The organism is Hyphomicrobium nitrativorans NL23 (assembly GCF_000503895.1).
GTDB lineage: Bacteria > Pseudomonadota > Alphaproteobacteria > Rhizobiales > Hyphomicrobiaceae > Hyphomicrobium_C > Hyphomicrobium_C nitrativorans.
Genome location: NC_022997.1, coordinates 813,950 through 834,020 on the forward strand (window position 1 = coordinate 813,950; position 20,071 = coordinate 834,020).

Annotated in this window: 23 protein-coding genes; 22 read left to right on the forward strand and 1 reads right to left on the reverse strand. The window is 62.5% G+C overall.

All coding sequences use genetic code 11. From position 1 onward, the window contains the following. Positions 1 to 250: 250 nt before the first annotated feature. The 11 genes from hrcA (at position 251) to W911_RS03820 (ending at position 10,156) form a co-directional block, all read left to right on the forward strand. Complete coding sequence (gene hrcA, locus W911_RS03775) at positions 251 to 1,309, forward strand: heat-inducible transcriptional repressor HrcA (RefSeq protein WP_023786184.1); 1,059 nt, start codon at positions 251 to 253, stop codon at positions 1,307 to 1,309. 139 nt (positions 1,310 to 1,448) lie between these two features. After that, entirely contained in the window at positions 1,449 to 2,135 is a 687-nt protein-coding gene (gene grpE, locus W911_RS03780; RefSeq protein WP_023786185.1) for a nucleotide exchange factor GrpE, read from the forward strand. A gap of 379 nt (positions 2,136 to 2,514) precedes the next feature. Continuing rightward, the gene (gene dnaK / locus W911_RS03785; protein WP_023786186.1) at positions 2,515 to 4,434 is read left to right on the forward strand and encodes a molecular chaperone DnaK; all 1,920 of its coding nucleotides are present in this window, start codon (positions 2,515 to 2,517) and stop codon (positions 4,432 to 4,434) included. Positions 4,435 to 4,633: 199 nt separating this feature from the next. Beyond that, positions 4,634 to 5,782, forward strand: coding sequence for a molecular chaperone DnaJ (dnaJ, locus tag W911_RS03790; protein ID WP_023786187.1), 1,149 nt, complete (start codon positions 4,634 to 4,636; stop codon positions 5,780 to 5,782). Positions 5,783 to 5,819: 37 nt separating this feature from the next. Continuing rightward, complete coding sequence (locus W911_RS03795) at positions 5,820 to 6,410, forward strand: NADPH-dependent FMN reductase (protein ID WP_023786188.1); 591 nt, start codon at positions 5,820 to 5,822, stop codon at positions 6,408 to 6,410. A 109-nt stretch (positions 6,411 to 6,519) separates the two neighbouring features. After that, positions 6,520 to 7,335 carry an outer membrane protein gene (locus W911_RS17150; RefSeq protein WP_023786189.1) on the forward strand — a complete coding sequence of 272 codons (816 nt, stop codon included), beginning with the start codon at positions 6,520 to 6,522 and terminating at the stop codon, positions 7,333 to 7,335. A 93-nt stretch (positions 7,336 to 7,428) separates the two neighbouring features. Next, complete coding sequence (gene pyrF / locus W911_RS03805; protein ID WP_023786190.1) at positions 7,429 to 8,166, forward strand: orotidine-5'-phosphate decarboxylase; 738 nt, start codon at positions 7,429 to 7,431, stop codon at positions 8,164 to 8,166. Between the two features lie 27 nt (positions 8,167 to 8,193). Then, positions 8,194 to 8,481: a DUF1330 domain-containing protein gene (locus W911_RS03810; protein WP_023786191.1), complete on the forward strand. Its 288-nt coding sequence runs from the start codon at positions 8,194 to 8,196 to the stop codon at positions 8,479 to 8,481. Between the two features lie 113 nt (positions 8,482 to 8,594). Further along, positions 8,595 to 8,753, forward strand: a complete 159-nt coding sequence (locus W911_RS18285) for a hypothetical protein (RefSeq protein ID WP_023786192.1) — start codon at positions 8,595 to 8,597, stop codon at positions 8,751 to 8,753. 111 nt (positions 8,754 to 8,864) lie between these two features. Continuing rightward, positions 8,865 to 9,590, forward strand: a complete 726-nt coding sequence (gene trmD, locus W911_RS03815; protein WP_023786193.1) for a tRNA (guanosine(37)-N1)-methyltransferase TrmD — start codon at positions 8,865 to 8,867, stop codon at positions 9,588 to 9,590. Positions 9,591 to 9,700: 110 nt separating this feature from the next. Continuing rightward, positions 9,701 to 10,156, forward strand: a complete 456-nt coding sequence (locus tag W911_RS03820; RefSeq protein ID WP_023786194.1) for a hypothetical protein — start codon at positions 9,701 to 9,703, stop codon at positions 10,154 to 10,156. 21 nt (positions 10,157 to 10,177) lie between these two features. Here W911_RS03820 and W911_RS03825 read toward each other — a convergent pair whose 3' ends face one another. Next, positions 10,178 to 10,651 carry a hypothetical protein gene (locus W911_RS03825; RefSeq protein WP_023786195.1) on the reverse strand — a complete coding sequence of 158 codons (474 nt, stop codon included), beginning with the start codon at positions 10,649 to 10,651 and terminating at the stop codon, positions 10,178 to 10,180. A 282-nt stretch (positions 10,652 to 10,933) separates the two neighbouring features. Here W911_RS03825 and W911_RS03830 point away from each other — a divergent pair, with 282 nt between their 5' ends. The 11 genes from W911_RS03830 (at position 10,934) to W911_RS03875 (ending at position 20,065) form a co-directional block, all read left to right on the forward strand. Beyond that, a complete protein-coding gene (locus W911_RS03830) occupies positions 10,934 to 11,713 on the forward strand; it encodes a response regulator transcription factor (protein ID WP_023786196.1) in 780 nt (259 codons plus the stop codon). Then, on the forward strand, positions 11,710 to 12,396 hold the full coding sequence (locus W911_RS19065; RefSeq protein WP_482793282.1) for a flagellar hook-basal body complex protein: 687 nt from the start codon (positions 11,710 to 11,712) through the stop codon (positions 12,394 to 12,396). The genes W911_RS03830 and W911_RS19065 overlap by 4 nt, the downstream gene beginning before the upstream one ends. 2 nt (positions 12,397 to 12,398) lie before the next feature. Further along, the gene (locus W911_RS19070) at positions 12,399 to 13,001 is read left to right on the forward strand and encodes a flagellar hook-basal body complex protein (protein ID WP_482793284.1); all 603 of its coding nucleotides are present in this window, start codon (positions 12,399 to 12,401) and stop codon (positions 12,999 to 13,001) included. A gap of 31 nt (positions 13,002 to 13,032) precedes the next feature. Beyond that, positions 13,033 to 14,499, forward strand: a complete 1,467-nt coding sequence (gene flgK / locus W911_RS03840) for a flagellar hook-associated protein FlgK (protein ID WP_023786197.1) — start codon at positions 13,033 to 13,035, stop codon at positions 14,497 to 14,499. An 8-nt stretch (positions 14,500 to 14,507) separates the two neighbouring features. After that, positions 14,508 to 15,527, forward strand: coding sequence for a flagellar hook-associated family protein (locus W911_RS03845; protein ID WP_023786198.1), 1,020 nt, complete (start codon positions 14,508 to 14,510; stop codon positions 15,525 to 15,527). A gap of 37 nt (positions 15,528 to 15,564) precedes the next feature. Further along, positions 15,565 to 15,912 carry a flagellar biosynthesis regulator FlaF gene (flaF, locus tag W911_RS03850; protein WP_023786199.1) on the forward strand — a complete coding sequence of 116 codons (348 nt, stop codon included), beginning with the start codon at positions 15,565 to 15,567 and terminating at the stop codon, positions 15,910 to 15,912. Next, positions 15,909 to 16,337, forward strand: coding sequence for a flagellar biosynthesis repressor FlbT (locus tag W911_RS03855; RefSeq protein WP_023786200.1), 429 nt, complete (start codon positions 15,909 to 15,911; stop codon positions 16,335 to 16,337). The genes flaF and W911_RS03855 overlap by 4 nt, the downstream gene beginning before the upstream one ends. Next, entirely contained in the window at positions 16,338 to 16,769 is a 432-nt protein-coding gene (gene flgD / locus W911_RS03860; RefSeq protein WP_023786201.1) for a flagellar hook assembly protein FlgD, read from the forward strand. Next, on the forward strand, positions 16,766 to 17,032 hold the full coding sequence (gene fliQ, locus W911_RS03865; RefSeq protein ID WP_023786202.1) for a flagellar biosynthesis protein FliQ: 267 nt from the start codon (positions 16,766 to 16,768) through the stop codon (positions 17,030 to 17,032). Before flgD ends, fliQ begins: the two co-directional genes overlap by 4 nt. Positions 17,033 to 17,222: 190 nt before the next feature. Then, positions 17,223 to 19,310, forward strand: a complete 2,088-nt coding sequence (flhA, locus tag W911_RS03870) for a flagellar biosynthesis protein FlhA (protein WP_023786203.1) — start codon at positions 17,223 to 17,225, stop codon at positions 19,308 to 19,310. Then, on the forward strand, positions 19,307 to 20,065 hold the full coding sequence (locus W911_RS03875) for a flagellar biosynthetic protein FliR (protein WP_023786204.1): 759 nt from the start codon (positions 19,307 to 19,309) through the stop codon (positions 20,063 to 20,065). The genes flhA and W911_RS03875 overlap by 4 nt, the downstream gene beginning before the upstream one ends. The last annotated feature ends 6 nt before the right edge of the window (positions 20,066 to 20,071 follow it).

Below are 20,071 nucleotides of genomic sequence, written 5' to 3' on the forward strand. Positions count from 1 at the left end.
CGGGAGATCGGCATAGGGAAGGCCGTCGCCCTGTCCCTTCCATCCCGCTATTTCGGTGTGCGCGCGACCCTAAGGGAGGGCCCCACTGGGATCAACCTCAATCGGCGGGTGCGGACGGACCCTGGCTCGACGCCTCCGCAACGGCTTTGCGCTGGGTGTGGATTACGGCCGGGGTCTTGCATTGAACGGGCTTGCTGCCATTATTTCAGGGTCCCGAGCGGCCGCATGCCGTTCGCGACATGAGATCCCGATGTCAGAACCTCAGTCCGAAATCAAAAAACTTTCCGAGCGTTCGCGCGAAATTCTGCGGCAGATCGTGGACAGCTATCTGGCCACGGGCGAACCCGTCGGCTCGCGCAACCTGTCGCGCGTGTTGCCGATGGCGCTGTCGCCCGCGTCGATCCGCAACGTGATGAGCGACCTTGAGCACGCGGGGCTCATCTTCGCGCCGCATACCTCGGCCGGGCGGCTGCCGACGCAGTCGGGGCTTCGCATGTTCGTCGACGGTTTGCTGGAGGTCGGAGACCTCAGCACGGAGGAGCGGCGCAAGATCGAGGCGCAGATCGCTGTCCGGCGCACCAAGTCGCTCGATCAGGTGCTGACGGAAGCGGGTGAGATGATCTCCGGGCTTTCGCATTGTGCGGGCGTGGTGCTGGCCGAGAAGCAGACGGCGCGCTTGAAGCACATCGATTTCGTGCCGCTGGAGCCGACAAAGGCGCTCGTCGTGCTCGTCGACGAGGATCAGAACGTCGAAAACCGTCTGATCGGGTTGCCCGCGGGCCTGCCGCCGTCCGCGCTGACGGAAGCGGCGAATTATCTCAACGCGCATATCCGTGGGCTCACCATCGCCGAGGCGCGGCAGGCGGTGGAGGTGGAGCTCGGACAAGCGAAAGCCGAACTCGACAAACTGACGCAGAAGGTGATCAAGGCGGGGCTCGCCGAATGGTCGGGCTCGCTCGACGACAGGAAGAGCCTGATCGTGCGGGGGCAGGCGAACCTTTTGAAGGACCTGACCGCGATCGAGGATTTGGAACGCATCCGCCAGCTTTTCGACGACCTCGAAAGCAAGCGGGATCTGGTGCAAATCCTGGGTCTCGCGGAGCAGGGTGAGGGGGTTCGGATTTTCATCGGTTCTGAGAATAAGCTGTTCTCGCTGTCGGGTTCGTCGCTGATCGTCGCGCCGTTTCACGACGAGGAGCGGAAAGTGGTCGGCGTGCTCGGCGTGATCGGGCCGACGCGGCTCAACTATGCCCGCATCATTCCGATGGTCGACTACACGGCGCGGCTCGTCAGCCGCGTGCTGACTTGATTTTTCCGCCTCTGCGGCTGATATCGGGCGCTTGTATCCTGCGCCCCCGCGCCGCACGCCTCGGGCACGCGGTGCCAGCCGGTCCGAACGCCGGTCCGTTTGGGCGCTTTCAAGATTTTCGCTTCGATCTGGAGATCTCATGTCTGACGAGACGATGAAACCGAATGCGCCGGGCACGACGGGCGGAGCCGATGCAACTTCCTCGGCGCCTCCGTCCGATCCGGTTCTGGAGGCGGAGCGCCTGGCGGCCGAGGTCGATACGCTGCAGGGGCAGATCGCCGACCTTACCGACCGGCTGCTGAGGGCGCATGCCGAGATGGATAACATGAGGAAGCGGGCCGAGCGCGAGCGCGAGGAGACCGCGAAGTACGCCATCAGCAAGTTTGCGCGCGATGTGGCGGGGGTTGCCGACAATTTCGAGCGGGCCAAGCAGGCGGTGCCGGCGGATGCGGCCGACCAGGACCCGGTGCTGAAAGGGCTTCTTGAGGGCGTTACGATGACCGAGCGCGAGTTTCTCAACGCGCTGGAGAAGAACGGGGTGCGGCGGATCGTGCCCAAGGGCGAGGCCTTCAATCCCCATCTGCATCAGGCGATGATGGAGGCGCACAACGCCGATGTGGCGCCTGGAACCATCGTGGAGGTCTATCAGGCGGGCTATGTGATCGACGATCGCGTGCTGCGCCCGGCGATGGTGGTTGTGGCCAAGGGCGGGCCGAAGCCGGCACCGGCTGCGGAACCGGGTGGCGCCGCGGATCCGGATCCGCAATCGGATGCAGGGGACGGCGCTGGTTCTCAGCCGCCGCCTGGCAACGATAACGCGATGTAAGCGGGGTTTTCCGTCCCGGTCCGGCGGGCCGGGTTCTCGCGCGCGGCCTGGGCGGTCATCTGCCTCAGGCTGCGTGGCCCTTACTTATCGGTAGTAAAGAGACAGTATAGCCAGTGTTTTGCGGGCGCGGGGCGAGCACAAAGGGCTTGCGCCAGCCCGCGTGAGAAGTGTTAAAGCAAGGACCCCATAAATTGATCACGCGGCGGTGATCCGCGCCCGTTGCGCGCGGAAAAGACCACCCTATATAACCGCCCATCATCAATTGTTCTCCATTGGGGACCGTATCCATTGCCCCCGCTTGAGGGGTTTACGGACAATCTGGACGCCGGCCTTTCTTGGGTCCGGACGGTCTGCCGCAACGAAGAGGAATTACGGAGACATGGCTAAAGTCATCGGTATCGATCTCGGCACAACCAACTCGTGCGTTGCCGTGATGGACGGGGGGAAGCCCCGGGTTCTTGAGAATGCCGAAGGCATGAACACGACGCCGTCCATCGTCGCCTTTGCGGACGATGGCGAGCGTCTCGTCGGCCTGCCCGCCAAGCGCCAGGCCGTGACCAACCCCACCAACACGCTGTTTGCGATCAAGCGTCTGATCGGACGCCGCTACGACGATGCGCTGGTCGAGAAGGACAAGGGTCTCGTTCCCTACACGATCGTGCAGGGCCCGACGGGCGATGCCTGGGTGGAAGCGAGCGGAAAGCAGTATTCGCCGCAGCAGGTCTCGGCGTTCATTCTGCAGAAGATGAAGGAAGCCGCCGAAGCGAAGCTCGGCGAGACCGTGACGCAGGCCGTGATCACGGTGCCTGCCTATTTCAACGACGCACAGCGTCAGGCCACCAAGGATGCCGGTAAGATCGCCGGTCTCGAAGTGCTGCGCATCATCAACGAGCCGACGGCGGCAGCGCTTGCCTACGGTCTCGACAAGAAGAGCGGCGCCAAGACGATTGCCGTGTACGACCTCGGCGGCGGCACGTTCGATATCTCCATTCTTGAGATCGGCGACGGCGTGTTCGAGGTGAAGAGCACGAACGGCGACACGTTCCTCGGCGGTGAAGACTTCGACATGAAGCTCGTCAGCTATCTGGCCGACGAGTTCAAGAAGGAGCAGGGCATCGATCTTCGGAACGACAAGCTCGCGCTGCAGCGCCTCAAGGAAGGCGCCGAGAAGGCGAAGATCGAACTGTCGAGCTCGCAGCAGACCGAGATCAACCTGCCGTTCATCACGGCCGACCAGACGGGCCCGAAGCATCTCACGATGAAGCTCACGCGCGCCAAGCTGGAGAGCCTCGTGGACGATCTGATCATGCGGACTCGCGGTCCGTGCGAGCAGGCGATCAAGGACGCCGGCCTCAAGGCTGCCGAGATCGACGAAGTCGTTCTCGTCGGCGGCATGACGCGCATGCCCAAGGTGCAGCAGGTCGTGAAGGAGATCTTCGGCAAGGAGCCCCACAAGGGCGTGAACCCGGACGAAGTCGTCGCCATCGGCGCTGCGATCCAGGGTGGCGTGCTGAAGGGCGAAGTGAAGGACGTTCTCCTGCTCGACGTGACGCCGCTGTCGCTCGGCATCGAGACGCTGGGTGGTGTGTTCACGCGCCTGATCGACCGCAATACGACCATTCCGACGAAGAAGAGCCAGGTGTTCTCGACCGCCGAAGACGGGCAGAACGCGGTGACCATCCGCGTGAGCCAGGGCGAGCGCGAGATGGCGGCGGACAACAAGCTGCTCGGCCAATTCGATCTCGTCGGCATTCCGCCGGCTCCGCGCGGCGTGCCGCAGGTCGAGGTCACGTTCGACATCGACGCGAACGGCATCGTGCATGTGTCGGCGAAGGACAAGGCGACCAGCAAGGAGCAGTCGATCCGCATCCAGGCTTCGGGCGGTCTCTCCGACTCCGACATCGAACGCATGGTGAAGGAAGCCGAGGAGCACGCGGCCGACGACAAGAAGAAGCGTGAGCTTGTGGAGGCCAAGAACCAGGCCGAAGCGCTTGTCCATACGACCGAGAAGCAGCTTCAGGAGAACGAGGCGAATGCGGCCGTCGCAGCCGTGAAGGCCGATGTCGAAAAGGCCATCGAGGCCGTGAAGGCTGCACTCGCGAAGGACGACGCCGAGGAGATCAAGTCCATGACCACCGCGCTTGCGCAGGTCGCGATGAAGATCGGCGAAGCCATCTACGCCGCGAAGGGCGGTGACGGCGACGCATCCTCGGACGACGACAGCTCTTCGAAGGGCAGCGACGACAACGTCGTCGACGCCGATTTCGAAGAGGTCAAGGACGACAAGAAGCAGGCCTAACGGCCCGTTTTCTCCAGGCTTCTCCTTCCGCTTGCCGCGCTCTCAATGTCGTGGCTCGGCGGGAGGAGGGCCTTTTTCATATGAGCCCATTTTGCATGAGCCAAGGGGGCAGGCGGGCCGACAGAGCGCGATGGATGCGCCAATCGCTCAGCCATAGGTCTTGCTTCCCGCCGCGCTCTGCCCGATAGAATGCCGTCCCATGGCCAAACGCGACTATTACGACATCCTCGGTGTTCCCCGCACGGCGAGTGAGCAGGATCTCAAGTCCGCGTTCCGCAAGCTGGCCAAGGAATGCCACCCCGACCGCAATCCGGGCGACCAAGACGCCGAGCAGAGCTTCAAGGATCTCAACGAGGCCTACGAAGCGCTCAAGGATCCGCAGAAGCGGGCTGCTTACGATCGGTTCGGTCATGCGGCTTTCGAACAGGGCGGGGCGCGTGGGCAAGGTGGATTCGGGCCCGACTTCGCGTCCTCCATGTCGGATATTTTCGACGATCTTTTCGGCGAGTTCATGGGCGGACGGCGCGGCGGCGGCGGACAGCGCCGCGGGGCGTCTCGCGAGCGGGGGGCCGATCTTCGCTACAACATGGAAATCACGCTGGAAGAGGCGTTCGACGGCAAGGCCGCCGAGATCCGCGTGCCGACAAGCGTCGCATGCGATGTCTGCTCCGGCACAGGCGCCAAGGCCGGGACGAAGCCGGTGCCGTGCCCGACGTGCGGCGGCATGGGCAAGGTGCGCGCGAGCCAGGGCTTTTTCACCATCGAGCGGACGTGTCCGACGTGTATCGGGCGCGGCGAGGTGATCGACGACCCGTGTCCGGCATGCTCGGGTGCGGGGCGCGTCATGCGCGAGCGGACGCTTCAGGTCAACATCCCGGCGGGCGTCGAGGATGGCACGAAAGTGCGTCTCGTCGGCGACGGTGAAGCGGGCGTGCGCGGCGGGCCGCCGGGCGACCTTTACATCTTTCTCTCGCTCAAGCCGCACTCGTTCTTTCAGCGGGATGGCGCCGACATTTTCTGCCGCGTGCCGATCGCTATGACGACGGCGGCACTCGGGGGCCAGATCGAGGTGCCGACGCTCGACGGGACGGCGAGCCGCGTGCGCATCCCGGAAGGAACGTCGAGCGGCAAGCAGTTCCGGCTCAAGGGCAAGGGTATGCCGGTGCTGCGCTCGAAGCAGGTGGGCGACATGTACATTCAGGTGGATGTCGAGACGCCGAAGAACCTCACGCGGCGGCAGCGCGATCTGCTCGAAGAGTTCGAGGCCGAGAGCCACAAGGACACCAGCCCCGAAAGCGCGGGTTTCTTCGCGCGCGTCAAAGATTTCTTCGAAGGCAAGGGCGGCTGATCCTCTCGTCTCGTCGTAACGTGCTCACGGAGGGTTTATGAGCCTGTCGTCGACCAAGCTTCTTTTCTTCGCGGGCAGCGCGAGGGACGCATCCTACAACAAACGGCTCGCGCAGCTCGGCGTCGAGATCGCCGAAGCCAACGGGCTCGCCGCGACGTTTGCCGATCTCGGCGACTATCCGCTGCCGCTCTACGACGGCGATCTGGAAGCGCTGGAAGGCGTGCCGGAGAACGCGCGGAAGCTCGAAGCGCTGATGAAGGTGCACACGGGCATCTTCATTGCGGCGCCTGAGTACAACGCCTCCATCACGCCGCTACTGAAGAATACGCTCGATTGGGTGAGCCGCGTGCGGATCGAGGGCGAGGAGCCTCTCGCCGTTTTCAAGACGCGTGTGTTCGCGCTGGGCTCGGTATCGCCTGGCGGCATGGGTGGGCTTCGCGGGCTCAACGCCGTGCGTACGGTGCTGGAGCTGGGCTTGAGCGCGCTGGTGCTGCCGGATCAGTTCGCGGTCTCGCGTGCGGCGGATGCTTTCGAGGGCAACGGCCACTTGAAGAACAAGGACAGCCAGGAGAACTTCAAGCGACTCATCCAGAAACTGGCGCGCGCTGCGCATGTGCTGCACGGGTGACGGAAGACTTTCACTGACTGTTTGTAGGCGTCTCAATCAGTGAGCGCCGCCCCCGCCTTTGAGTTCCGTTGTCGGACTGGTACTCTTCGCCTCAAAAGCGGGAGGCAAAATGATTCGGCAGGCGCTGACACATGTTCGGCCAGCACTGATGGCTGTCCCGGCACTGATCCTCATGGCGACCGCCGGCGCGGTTCCTGCTCAGGCCGAACAATGGAACGGGGTCTATATCGGCGCCTTTGTGGGCGGTGCCTGGAGCCGCGGCGACATCGAATCAGATGCCGGGACCTTGTCACCGCAATCCTATTTCTCAAATCTTGTGAACATCGCATTGGTCGAAGGGGATGCCTCGGGGACGGGGCAGGGGCAATCGTTTGCGGGCGGCGCGCAACTCGGCGTGAACCGCCGCTTCGATCAATTCGTTGTCGGTGGCGAGGTCGATTTCAGCGCTTTCGATCTCAGCGGCGATGTGGGGGCGATCAATGGTGTGTATCTTAATTTCCCTACGCTCGCGTACAATGTCTCCGCGTCCTACTCCGCGGATTGGCTGTTTACAGCTCGTGGCCGCCTCGGGTGGCTGGCATCGCCGAACCTGCTCGTTTACCTCACCGGCGGCCTTGCTGTGGCTGACGTCAAGGTGTCGAATTCTTTCCACGACGAGTTCGTTGTTGCAGGCCGTGCAGGTGCACGGGGTGCGAGTTCCCATACCAGCACTAAGATCGGCTACACGCTCGGCGGTGGCGTTGAGCTTGCTCTCGACGGGTCGTGGTCATTGAAAGCGGAATATCTCTACGTCGATCTCGGGAAGACCTCGTCCCATGCCATGATCGTTCCGCCGGTAGGTACGACGCGAAGCCCGTTGGACACGTCCGCCTCGATCAATGCCAGCATCGCGCGCATCGGTCTCAACTACAGCTTTTATGATTGAGCGGCTCACCCGTTCGGGATGATGACCGGAGACTTGCGCGCGCGGCGCAACTGCTGCATGGCTAGGGCCGGTTCAATGTCACTGAAGCCCGGAATGACCAAGCACTCAGCAACGGATTCACTGATTGTCGCGCTCGACGTCCCGACCATCGAGGAGGCGCGCCGGCTCGTGGCCGAGCTCGACGAGTCCGTCTCCTTCTACAAGGTCGGGCTTGAGCTTTTGTTTGTGGGCGGGCTCGATCTCGCGCGCGATCTGAGGCGCGCGGGAAAGCGCGTGTTTCTCGATATGAAGCTTCTGGACATCGGCAACACGGTGGAACGCGCCGTGTCCAACGCGACGGAGCTGGATGTCGATTTCCTGACCGTTCACGGGCACGATCTGAAGACGCTCAAGGCTGCCGTTGCAGGCCGGAGCGACAGCCGTCTCAAGTTGCTGGCTGTGACGGTTATGACCAATCTCACGGCCGAGGATCTCACGGAGCAGGGATCGACGGCGACGCCTGCCGAACTGGTCTTGCGGCGGGCGGAGCTTGCCTACAAGGCAGGATGCGACGGGGTGATCGCATCGGGCCAGGAAGCGGCGGGAATTCGTGCGGTGACGGGGCCGGACTTCCTGATCGTCACGCCCGGCATCCGGTTGCAGGGCAGCACGACCGACGATCAGGAACGTGTGATGACGCCCGATCACGCCATCTGGGCCGGTGCCAACCATATCGTGGTGGGGCGGCCGATTACGCAGGCCGACGATCCGAAGGCGGCGGCGCAGACTTTCGTCCATCATATCCGCGAGGCGCTCGCCAAGCGCGGCGTGGGCGGTACGAGACCTCATTAAAAAGAAACATCGGCAGGGAAGACAGCCATGGCGAAGGGATACTTGATTGCGCACGCCGTCGTGACGGATGCGGAGAAGTGGGCCGAGTACGTGGCCAAATCCAAGATCGCGCTCGACAAGTTCGAAGGCCGGCCGATCGTGCGCGGCGGGAAGTGCGAGATCATCGAAGGCAACGGTACGCAGCGGAACGTCGTGCTGGAGTTCCCGAGCTACGAGCACGCGCTGGGGTATGCGACGAGCCCGGAGTATGCCGAGGCCAAGGCGCTGCGCGCGGGAGCCGGGACGCTCGATATCACCGTGGTCGAGGGCGTCTGACAATCGCCTTCGCGTCGTCGCGCGGCTGCCGGAATCTATCTTCAGGATCTATTAAATATCGTGCGTGTAGATTTGCACGTGCGCGGATTATCGATCCTGACGGAGGCTGCACGATGTCCAGGCTCACGTTCCAACTCGAAGATCATTTTCGCTTTTTGGCCGAGCAGGGCGACGGCCTGCTGGCGCGTGCGCTTTACCGCTTTCTCAGCGGCTTCTTTGCGTTTGTGGGAGATGTGCTGCACGCCTGTACGAACGGGCTCCGGTCCCTCTGAGGGGCAGGCCCGTCATCTCAATGGCATTGCGCTGAAACCGCTAAATTCTGGTAGTGTGGCCGGAAATCGATGCCCCACCTCCTTGGGGACCTTTCCTGGCCGAGACCGACCATGCATCGTCCTACTGACGGAGGCCGCCCGCCGTGGCGCGCCTCGGTGCTCACACTCTTTCCCGAGATGTTTCCGGGGCCGCTCGGCCTTTCGCTGGTCGGCCAGGCCCTGAAGGCCGGGCTGTGGTCGCTTTCGCTGCATCAGATCCGGGAGTTCGGAATCGGCCGTCATCGCGCCGTCGACGATACGCCGGCGGGCGGCGGCGCGGGCATGGTGATGCGCGCGGATGTGCTGGCTCAAGCGATCGACAACGCGCGTGCGGCCGATCCCGGTCTGCCGCTGCTTTACATGTCGCCGAGGGGTGAGCCGTTGACGCAGGCGCGCGCGCGGCGTCTCGCCGAAGGGCCGGGCGCGATGATCCTTGCGGGGCGTTTCGAAGGGATCGACGAGCGGGTGATCGCGGGACGTGAGATCCTTGAGGTTTCGATCGGCGATTATGTGCTCTCGGGCGGAGAGCTTGCGGCGATGGTGGTGCTCGATGCTTGTGTGCGGCTTTTGCCGGGCGTGCTCGGCGCGGAGGAGAGCCTCGCGCAAGAGAGCTTCGAGGACGGTCTTCTCGAATATCCGCAGTATACCAAGCCGCGCGAGTGGGAAGGACGCCCGACGCCAGAGGTGTTGCTTTCGGGCGATCATGCAAAGATCGCGAAGTGGCGGCGCGAGGAGGCCCTCCGCGTGACGCGCGAGAAGCGGCCCGATCTCCTGGAGGGCCGGGACAAGCGGCGATAGTTGCGGCTTGTCTTCGACGCCCCGTCGCGGGGCACGCAAGGCCCGAATAAGCGAACGACATCAGGATCGCAAAAAACGTGGGATGCGGTGCATTCCGGGAAGGAGCGATCTTGGTCTGGCCAACGCGGCTTCGAAGGCGACAGCGCAAGCATGCTTTCGAGCAGGCGCTCGACGATGTGCGGCTGGATCCCGACGGGGAGCCCGTTTCGTTCGAAGAGCTGACGGCGGGACGATCGGGGGCCGCACGGTCGGTCGCGAGCTTCGGCGATATCACGGTGGCGCCGGGGTATGTCGCGCAGGGGGCGCTTAAGCGCGCCTACGACGACGGTGCGGACCAGGGGCCGCCAAGTCCCGCGGTGCGGCCGGCTGAGGCCGTGCGGACGCTCAAGGCGGAGCTGGAAAAGAAAGGCCTCACGTCCAAGGATCTCGCCCGGCTGAGGCGGCAGTTTGCGGCGGATCATCACCCGGATCGGGTGCCGCTGGATCTGCGCGAGGAGGCGTTGCACGCGATGGCGGAGGTGAACGCCGCGATCGACCTCGCCTTAAAGCGCGCGGCGCGGTCGTGACTCGCGGCGGCGCGTGCTGCCTCACTTCATCGAGCGGCCGTACTCATCGACTTCCAGATAGTCCTCCTGCACGGCGCCGATGCCGATGCCTTCGATGCGGTCTTCCCAGCGGAAGGCGGCGAAGAAGTCCTGGCATTCGCCCATGACGCCGTCGGGGTAGGCGCGCATGTGCTCGACCTGTCCATCGTAGAACCAGACGGTGATGAACATCTCTTCGCGATGGGTGACGTATTTGCGCCAGCGGCGATCGAGGAAGCGGATGAAGAAACGGTTCGGGCAGTACTGCCAGGCCTGGCGCAGCCCGTTCACCTGGATGTACTGGGGCGGGCCGAGCACGGATTGCAGCTCGGTCTGGTTCATGCCGGGCCGGACGTAGACGATGGCCGCGGGGCTGTTGCCGAGGGCGACGTGAGCGCCGCCCAGGATCGTGAGCGCAGATGCAACGCCAAGGCCAAGCCATCTCGCCCAGGCCGGATGGCCGTCCGTGTGGTGCATGTCGCCGCTCCGAGGCTCCCTCCAGTGCGGTATTCAGTAGAGACGACACGCCTTGCGCCAAGCTTGAGAGAAAGGGCGGGCTCCCTCCGTAGCGGCCCCTTCGGAAGGCGACTCTCCTGACCGAGACTGGCCCCTTTGCGCAACACATCAAGGGCGATTCGATTTGGAATCTGAGAAATCCTCAACAAAACGTTGATCTAGATTCGCAAATCACTGCATCCCGGACAGGTGGGGTTTGCGTAATTGATTTGGGGGATGCCGACATGGCCGGGGGAACATCACATGATCGTCGTTGTGGACGAGCGAGTGACCGTAACGGAAGGGTATGCGTCCTGGTTCAGTAGAGAAGGGATCTCGGCGTGTGGGCTCGCGCCGGGAGAATTCGAGGGTTGGGTGAGCGCTGTCTCGGAACAGGATATGCGCTCCATCGAGGCCTTCCTGCTGGGCGATTGTGCGAATCGCTGCGGGCTTGCGAAGCTGATTCGGCGCCGGTCGTCGGTGACGGCGGTGATCGCGATGAACGAGAACCGCTCTCTTGAGGAGACGCTCGACCTGTTCGCTTCCGGTGTCGACGATGTCGTGAGGAAGCCGATCCACGTTCGCGAGATCATCGCGCGGGTCAAGGCGATCCGCAGGCGGGCGAGCGGGCAGGCGGACTACACGGACGTGGGCGACATGCGCGTCTACTTCGATGGGCGCGATCCGGAGATCGGTGGAGAGGTTCTGCAACTGCCGAGACGCGAGCGGCGCATCCTCGAATATCTGGTCTCGAACCGAGGTTGCCGAATCAACAAGACCCAGATCTTCAACTCGGTCTATGGCCTCTTCAGCGAGGACATCGACGAGAACGTGGTCGAAAGCCATATCAGCAAGCTCAGGAAGCGGCTGAGGCATCGGCTCGGATACGATCCGATCGATTCCAAGCGCTATCTCGGCTACCGGCTGATGGTCGAGGCTGCACCCGAAAAGCGAAGCGAAGCGGCCGTGCCCGCCAGCTTCACGCAAGATGGGAATGGTCTAATTGAGGAGTCCGAGCGCTTCTCAAAGGATCCCGTCGCATGAGCATCTCCGGCATGATGCGGACCAGTGTGTCCGGTATGGCCGCTCAATCGAACCGTCTGGCTTCGGTTGGCGACAACATCGCCAACGCGAGTACGCATGGCTACAAGCGATCCTTTGTCGAATTCTCGACCATGGTGCTGGAGAGCGGCAAGGGAAGCTATCAGCCGGGCAGCGTCGATACGCAGATCCGCTACGGCATCAGCCAGCAGGGCGGCTTCGACTATACGACATCGAAAACCGATCTTGCCGTGAGCGGCAACGGCTTCCTGCTCGTCAGCTCGGGTACCGGCAATAACGATGCGAGCTATCTGACGCGCGCCGGTTCGTTCGTGAAGGATCAGGACGGCAACCTCGTCAACGCGGGCGGTTATTACCTGCTCGGCTATCCGCTCACGGCTGGGCAAACACCGACCGTCTCTGCGAACGGCACGACGGGCCTGCAGGCGGTGAATGTATCCAGCGTGTCGCTCGAAGCTACGCCGACGACGGCGGGAACGTTCGCCTTCAACCTGCCTGAGGATGCGGCTGTGGTCCCGGCGGGCCTTCGGCCGTCGGACAACCTCGTGAACTCGGAATCCTCGGCGAAGACCTCGATGGTTGTCGTCGACAACATCGGTCGCGAAGTGGTTCTCGACGTTTACTATTCGAAGACGGGTATGGGCCCGCCCCCACCTGGGAGGTAACGATCTTCGACTCGAGCACCGCGAATCCAACGACGACGTTTCCGTACAGCTCCGGGCCACTGCGCACCGCCATCATGACGTTCGACGGTAACGGTCAGTTCGCCAGCGTCACACCGGCCGGTCCTGCGCCGAATACGATCCAGTTGAACGTGCCCAACGGCTCGAGCCTCGTGATCGACGTCGGCGGGACGACCGAGCTTGCCGACGGGTTCCAGCCGCTTTCCACCAACTTCAACGGCAACAAGCCGAGTGCTGTCGAGTACGTCGAGTTCTCGTCTGACGGCAAACTCTATGCGGTGTACGGCAGCGGCGCGCGGCAGGCGATCTATCAGATCCCGCTGGCGACGGTGGCGAGTCCCGACAATCTTACGCCCGAAGCGGGCAACGTGTACTCGATTAGCGCGACGTCCGGCGGTTTGCAGCTCGGGTTCCCGGGCACCGGGGCGTTTGGCGACATTCGTGCCTCGCAGCTCGAAAAATCGACCGTCGATACCGCGACGGAACTAACCACAATGATCGAATCGCAGTTCGCCTTCACGGCCAATTCCAAGGTGTTCCAGACCGGCGGCGAACTCATGGACGTGCTCGTCAACCTCAAGCGCTAATGCGCCTGGGTTGAGGGAAGGGGTGTAGGCGATGAGCCTCTCGGCAAGCTTAAGCACCGCGAACTCGTCCCTCTTCGTGACTGGCGAACGCACGTCCATCGTCTCGCGGAACATCGCCAACGCGGATCGGCCCTTCTATTCGAAGAAGTCGGTTTCGGTCGTGACCGTCCCCGGCTCCGGGGTCAAGTCGTCCCAGGTGATACGCGCGGAGCAGCCGGTGCTGTTCCGCAAGGTGTTGACGTCGAGCGCAGCGGCGGCGACGCAGGGCGCGCGCCTCGACGCGCTCAATTTTCTCAACGGTACCATCAACGATGTCGAGCTGGGCGGGTCGCCGAGTGCGTTGATGAACAGCTTTTCGAACGCGTTGCAGACCTTTTCCGCACAGCCGCACAGCAAGCTCGCGGCGGAGGCGGCCGTGCGCTCGGCGCGGGATCTCGCGGATGGTCTCAACGGGGCGGCAAGCATCATCCAGCAGGTGCGCAACGAATCCGAGACGGGCATTCAGGCGTCCGTCAATCGGGTGAACTCGCTGCTCGCGGATTTTAAGACCGTGAACGACACGATCGTGAAGGGCACGATCTCGGGGTCGGACGTCACGGACTATCTCGACCAGCGCGACGAGATCCTCGCGAACCTGTCTAACGAAATCGGTATACGCACCGTTGCTCGCGACAACAACGACATGGCGATTTACACGGACGGCGGGGTGACGCTGTTCGATCGATCGCCGCGATCTGTCGAGTTTCAGCGTACGCTCAATCTGACGCCGGGAGTTCCCGGCAACGCGGTTATTATCGACGGCGTTGCGGTGACGGGGGCGAACGCCACGATGCCGCTCCAGTCGGGCAGGCTCATTGGGCTCGTCGAGGCGCGCGACGACATCTCGCTGACCTATCAGGCGCAGCTCGACGAAATGGCGCGCGTTCTCATCACGGCGTTCGCGGAAAGCGATCAGTCCGGTGGCGGCGGCCCCGACCAGACGGGTCTGTTCACGTGGCCCGGCTCGCCGGCCGTGCCTCCGGCCGGCACGCTGATTTCAGGGTTGTCCGGAAGCATCAGGGTCAATTCCGCGGTCGATCCGGATCTCGGCGGCGATGCCGTGCTGCTCAGGGACGGCGGCATCAATGGTGCCGATTACAGGTACAATGGATTAGCCGAAGCGAGCTTTACCGACCGCATCGACGAGCTGATCGGCAATATGAGCGAGACGTATGCGTTCGATCCCGCGGCAAAGCTTGCGGCTGGAACGTCCGTCACCGGGTTTGCAGGCGCGTCTGCGGCCTGGCTGCAGGAAGCGCGCAAGGTGGCGGACGACGCCTATTCTTATCAGAGCACGCTGCTGCAACGATCGTACGAGTCGTTTTCCAATCTCACCGGCGTCAACCTTGAGGAGGAGCTGGCGCTGATGCTCGATCTCGAAAGATCGTTCCAAACTTCCTCCAAGCTGGTCGGCGTGATCGATACCATGTTCACGTCGCTCTTGGCGGCGATCAGGTAGGCTAGGCCATGAAAACGACACCCGTCTCGACCATGGGCCTGATCAACGCGACGCGCGAGTCGCGCATGAACCTTCAGTTCAAGATCGCCGAGGCGCAGAAGGAAGCGAACTCCGGGCGCTATGCGGACGTCGGGCTCAGCATCGGTTATCTGGCCGAGCGGACACTGTCTCTCCGCAACGAAATGGATCGTCTCAAGACATTCAAGGACACAAACTCGGTGGCCGCGTCCCGGCTCGAACTTAGCCAGGTGCAGCTCAACGCCATGGCCGACGCGGCAAGCAAGTTCGTGCAGACGTTGCAGGCCGCGCGCGCATCGCCTTCGAACTCCGGCGTTGCCGTGACCGACGCTAAGGCCAAGTTGACGTCATTGACGGCGTCGCTGAATACGGCGGTGAACGGCGCCTACATCTTCTCGGGCGTCAATACCGACGTGAGGCCGATGACCGATTACCCCGGATCGGCGACGCAGACGAACCTGGCGCTGACCTTCGACGCGATGGGCGCACCGGAGAACATTACCGCGGCCGACATGAAGGCGTTTCTCGATGGCGCGTTCAACGATATGTTCATGGACGATAGCAACTGGTCCGATCTGTCGGATGCATCGGACCGGAACATCACCAGCCGAATTACGAACAACGAGCGGATTGCGACGGCGACAAACTCCAACGAGGAGCCCTTCCGTCTTCTCACTTCCGCCTATGCGATGATCGCCGATCTTCCGCTCAATGAGCTCAGCGAGGCCGCGTATATCACCGTCATCGATACGGCGATGGCGCTTGTCGGCCAGGCGGAAGGAGGGCTTACGGCGATCCGTGCCTCTCTCGGCACCTCGCAGGAGCGGATCAAATCGGCAAACGACCGCATGGATGTGCAGATCGGACTTTTGAACGAGCACATCGTGGCCATTGAAGGTGTCGATCCGTACGAGGCGCAAGTCAAAGTGAACACACTGCTGACGCAGCTCGAAACGGCTTATGCGTTGACCGCGAAACTGCAGAATCTGAGCCTACTGAAATACATCTGAGGCGTGTCGGGACACCTCCGGAGACTTAGGATGCCCAATGTATAAGATCGCCTACAACGAGGTTCTCGACGAATCCCCGAGGGAAGGGCGTCTTCAGGAACGCACCGCGCTCGAAAGATCCATTGCGATGTTGCAGGATGCCGAGCGCGCCGGCGCCGGATCGCGGGAGGCCATCGACGCCATCTTTTTCGTTCGCAAGCTGTGGGGGATCTTCATCGAGGATCTCGCCAGCTCCGAGAACGGTTTGCCGCAGAAGCTCAGAGCCGATCTGATTTCAGTGGGCTTATGGGTGATGCGCGAGAGCGAGGAAATCCGCCTCGGGCGCTCGTCGAATTTCGCCGGGCTGATCGACGTATCGCGCACCATTTCGGAGGGCCTGCAATGAGCGTTGCGACGCGTGTCACGCTGCGCCCGGGCGAACGGGTCTTCATCAACGGCGCGGTTCTGGCGTGGGATGGGCGGGGATCGTTCGATATCCTCAACGACGTGCCCTATCTCCTTGAGCACGAGATCCTTCACGCGCAGCAAACGGTCACGCCGCTCCGTCAGCTCTATTACATTCTCCAGACGATGGTGCTGGAGCCGGACGGCATGGAAACAACGCGCGAGATTTTTACTCAGACGATGGACGCGCTTTCGGGCGCCTTTTCCAACGCAGAAATCCTGGCGGGTCTCGCGGCAATCCGGTGGCAGGTCGCGGAGGGCGCCGTTTTCCCGGCGCTCAAGATGTTGAGGACATTGGTACCCATCGAGGATCAGATCCTCGGCCGCAACAAGCATGCGGAACTCAGGATCGTGGAGGCAGGATAAATGGACGTCACAAGCAGCACAGCAACCACAGGGACGCAGCAGAATACCGCGGCCCAGAGCACCGGCGCGTCGACGCTCGGTTACGACGCGTTTCTGAAGCTTCTTGTGGCACAGATGCAGAATCAGGATCCGACAAAGCCGATGGATTCGACGGAGTTCGTGGCGCAGCTCGCGTCGTTTTCGGGCGTCGAGCAGAGTGTCAAGATCAACTCGAAGCTGGATGCGCTCATCACGTCGATCGGGCTCAATCAGGCCGACGCCTTGATCGGCAAATACGTCAGCAATTTCGACGGTTCGATCGCGGGCAAAGTGGTGGCCGTGCAAGCCTTCTCCGACGGCACCGTGGCCGAACTGGAAGACGGCCGGCATATCATGCTGGAATCGGGGATCAAGATTTCCGACACGCCTCCCAAGGAAGAGGCCGCCGCGTGAATCCGGCCGATGCGCTCGACCTTAGCCAAGCGGCGATCTGGACAGTTCTGGTCGCCGCGTCTCCTGCCGTCGCTGCGGCGATGGGGGTGGGCATTGCGATCGCACTTCTGCAGGCGCTGACGCAGATCCAGGAAATGACACTGACCTTCGTGCCGAAGATCGTCGTCATCCTGCTTGTGATGTCGCTCAGCGCGCCGTTCATGGGGTCGGTGATCTTCACGTTTGCCGAGCAGACATACGCGCGGATTCCCAACGGCTTTTAAGGCGCTCCTGCAACCTCATTCGCGGCAGGTGCTTGTCTTTCCGACGTTTTTTTGCGCCTCCCCCCTTGTGGTGACCTCCGCACAAGGTTGGTCGGCCAGTCTTGGCGCTTGAGTTCCGGGCTTTTGACGAGACCGATGATTCACGCTTCGGGCCGATAGGGCACGAAGCGATCATGGTCTAGGGGACAGCATGGCCACGACAACCGCAATCGAAGGCGCGCCGAGCGGAAAAATCGGGCGCGACGTCTTCTTTGCGATGGGTATCGTCACAATTCTGACGGTGCTCTTTTTGCCGTTGCCGCCTGTGCTGGTCGACGTCGGGCTGGCATTTTCCATCGCGTTCGCCGTTCTCATTCTGATGGTGGCGCTGTGGATTCAGCGCCCTCTCGAATTCTCCGCCTTTCCGACCGTGCTTCTGATTGCGACCATGCTGCGCCTCTCGCTCAGTGTGGCCACCACCCGTCTCATCCTTTCGGAAGGCGCGGACGGACCCATGGCGGCGGGACACGTGATCGCCGGCTTCGCGAATTTCGTCATGGCCGGCGACTTCGTCATCGGCGTGGTTGTTTTCGTGATCCTGATCACCGTGAACTTTCTCGTGATCACGAAGGGTGCGAGCCGCATCGCGGAGGTGGGCGCGAGGTTTGCGCTCGACGCCATCCCCGGCAAGCAGATGGCGATCGACGCCGATCTTTCGGCGGGAAACATCGACGAAAAGGAAGCAATGAGCCGGCGCCGGGAGCTGGAAGAAGAGAGCTCCTTCTTCGGCGCGATGGACGGTGCTTCGAAGTTCGTGCGCGGCGATGCGATTGCGGGCCTCATCATTACGGCGGTCACCGTGTTCGGCGGCATCATCATCGGCGTGACGCGCCATGACATGACGCTGGGCGCTGCGACCGATGCGTTCGTTCGCTTGTCGGTGGGCGACGGCCTCGTGACGCAGATCCCGGCTCTGATCATTTCGCTTGCGGCCGGTCTCCTGGTCTCCAAAGGCGGAACGCGGGGTTCCGCCGAATCGACCGTGTTTACCCAGCTCGGCAACTATCCCCGCGCGCTTGGCGTCGCGGGTGCGACGCTGCTTGCGCTTGCGGTGGCGCCGGGCCTGCCGTTCCTGCCGTTTGCGATCATCTCGGGCGTGCTCATCTTCATCTCCGTTTCCATCCCGAAGAAGCTTGCGGAGGAGAAGGCCAAGGCGGACGCCATCGAGCAGGAGGCCGAGCGGCTTTCCATCGAGGAAGCGCGCCAATCGGTCAAGGAGCAGTTGAAGACGGCCGAGGTCGAGATCGCGCTTGGAAAGCAGCTTTCGTCGACGCTGCTTGCTTCACAGGGAGAGTTGGCTCATCGCGCCGGGCGGATGCGCCGGGCGTTCGCCAAGCAGTATGGTTTCGTCGTTCCGGAAATTCGCATCTCCGACGACATCTCGATCCCCGGCAAGACTTACCAGATCAAGATCCACGGGACGGTGGTGGCTTCGGAGGAACTCCGCATCGGCGATGTTCTGGTCATCACCGGCGACGGGCCGATGCCCGACGTGCCAGGCGACGAGGCGCGCGAGCCGGCCTTCGGCATGAAGGCAATGTGGGTATCGGAAATGTTTGCGAATACGGTGAAGCGCGAGGGCTTCAATCCCGTCGATCCGATGTCGGTGATGCTGACGCATCTGCGCGAGGTGATCCGCGGGAACCTGTCGCAGCTTCTCTCGTACAAGGATATGCGCGCGCTCATCGATCGGCTGGAGCCCGAGTACAAGCGGCTTGTCGAGGAAATCATTCCGTCGCAGCTTTCCTACTCCGGTCTGCAGGCGGTGCTCAAGCTGCTGCTCTCCGAACGGATTTCGATCCGCAACCTGCATCTCATCCTCGAAAGCATCGCGGAAGTGGCGCCGCACGTCCGGCGCGCCGAGCAGCTCACCGAGCATGTCCGGATGCGGATGGCGCAGCAGATTTGCGGCGACCTCGCGGACAATGGCGTTCTCAAGGTTCTTCGCCTCGGCAACCGTTGGGATCTCGCATTTCACCAGAGCCTCAAGCGCGACGCCAAGGGCGAGGTGGTTGAATTCGATATCGACCCGAGGCTCATCGAGCAGTTCGGCGCCGAAGCCTCGAAGGTTATTCGCGGGCATCTCGATCAGGGACATCAGTTCGTTCTGGTTTCGGCGCCGGACGCGCGGCCCTATGTGCGGATGGTGACGGAGCGGCTGTTCCCGACGCTGCCGGTGCTGTCGCACCTTGAAATCGCGCGCGGCGTGCAAGTCAAATCGATGGGCACCATCTCGTGACGACGACGATTACGTCAGGAGCGGTTCTTCTGACGTTTGTGGTGTTCTGCAGGATTGCGGGTTGTCTCATGCTCATGCCGGGGTTCGGCAGTCCGCGGATCCCATTTCAGGTGCGGCTTTACATTGCCGTGTCGACGACGCTGGTCCTGGCGCCGCTGATCGTTCCCGTGTTCGAAGCCGATCTCGCGGACGCCGCGCCCCCTCAAATCCTTCAACTCATTGCATCCGAAACGCTGGTCGGGGCGACCATCGGCGTGATGATGCGGGTTTTCTTTTTGTCCCTCCAATTCATGGGAACAGCTGCGGCTATGCTTTCGGGCTTCGGCGGCATGCCGGACAACGCTCTGGAAGAGAGCGAGCCGGCGCCGGCCGTGGCCAATATTCTGACCCTGACGGCGACCGTTCTTCTGTTCGCGACGGGGTTGCACATGGAGGTTCTGCGGGGTCTGGTGACATCCTATTCGGTGATTCCGGTCAGCGAGCTGTTCGATCCGAGGTTCGCGCTCGGAAAGATTACGGATGCGGCGTCGGATTCGTTTTTTCTGATCGCGCAGCTGACCGCGCCGTTTCTCGTCTTTTCGCTCATCGTCAACTTTCTATCCGGTATCCTGAATAAGATGACGCCGATGATCCCCGTGTACTTCATCACCATGCCGTTCATGGTTGCGGGCGGGCTCTTCATTCTTTTCTTCACGTTCAGCGAGGCGCTGATGCTGTTCATTTCCGGGTTTCAGTCGTTTCTGGAAAACGGGTGAGGGCGC

Coding starts and splice junctions, on each gene's coding strand:
- flgK (WP_023786197.1), top strand. CDS start 13,033: ATGAGCCTCTCGGCAAGCTTAAGCACCGCGAACTCGTCCCTCTTCGTG.
- W911_RS17150 (WP_023786189.1), top strand. CDS start 6,520: ATGATTCGGCAGGCGCTGACACATGTTCGGCCAGCACTGATGGCTGTC.
- pyrF (WP_023786190.1), top strand. CDS start 7,429: ATGACCAAGCACTCAGCAACGGATTCACTGATTGTCGCGCTCGACGTC.
- dnaK (WP_023786186.1), top strand. CDS start 2,515: ATGGCTAAAGTCATCGGTATCGATCTCGGCACAACCAACTCGTGCGTT.
- W911_RS18285 (WP_023786192.1), top strand. CDS start 8,595: ATGTCCAGGCTCACGTTCCAACTCGAAGATCATTTTCGCTTTTTGGCC.
- W911_RS19065 (WP_482793282.1), top strand. CDS start 11,710: ATGAGCATCTCCGGCATGATGCGGACCAGTGTGTCCGGTATGGCCGCT.
- W911_RS03830 (WP_023786196.1), top strand. CDS start 10,934: ATGATCGTCGTTGTGGACGAGCGAGTGACCGTAACGGAAGGGTATGCG.
- W911_RS03810 (WP_023786191.1), top strand. CDS start 8,194: ATGGCGAAGGGATACTTGATTGCGCACGCCGTCGTGACGGATGCGGAG.
- W911_RS03795 (WP_023786188.1), top strand. CDS start 5,820: ATGAGCCTGTCGTCGACCAAGCTTCTTTTCTTCGCGGGCAGCGCGAGG.
- flhA (WP_023786203.1), top strand. CDS start 17,223: ATGGCCACGACAACCGCAATCGAAGGCGCGCCGAGCGGAAAAATCGGG.
- W911_RS03845 (WP_023786198.1), top strand. CDS start 14,508: ATGAAAACGACACCCGTCTCGACCATGGGCCTGATCAACGCGACGCGC.
- grpE (WP_023786185.1), top strand. CDS start 1,449: ATGTCTGACGAGACGATGAAACCGAATGCGCCGGGCACGACGGGCGGA.
- flgD (WP_023786201.1), top strand. CDS start 16,338: ATGGACGTCACAAGCAGCACAGCAACCACAGGGACGCAGCAGAATACC.
- W911_RS03825 (WP_023786195.1), bottom strand. CDS start 10,651: ATGCACCACACGGACGGCCATCCGGCCTGGGCGAGATGGCTTGGCCTT.
- dnaJ (WP_023786187.1), top strand. CDS start 4,634: ATGGCCAAACGCGACTATTACGACATCCTCGGTGTTCCCCGCACGGCG.
- W911_RS03855 (WP_023786200.1), top strand. CDS start 15,909: ATGAGCGTTGCGACGCGTGTCACGCTGCGCCCGGGCGAACGGGTCTTC.
- flaF (WP_023786199.1), top strand. CDS start 15,565: ATGTATAAGATCGCCTACAACGAGGTTCTCGACGAATCCCCGAGGGAA.
- trmD (WP_023786193.1), top strand. CDS start 8,865: ATGCATCGTCCTACTGACGGAGGCCGCCCGCCGTGGCGCGCCTCGGTG.
- hrcA (WP_023786184.1), top strand. CDS start 251: ATGTCAGAACCTCAGTCCGAAATCAAAAAACTTTCCGAGCGTTCGCGC.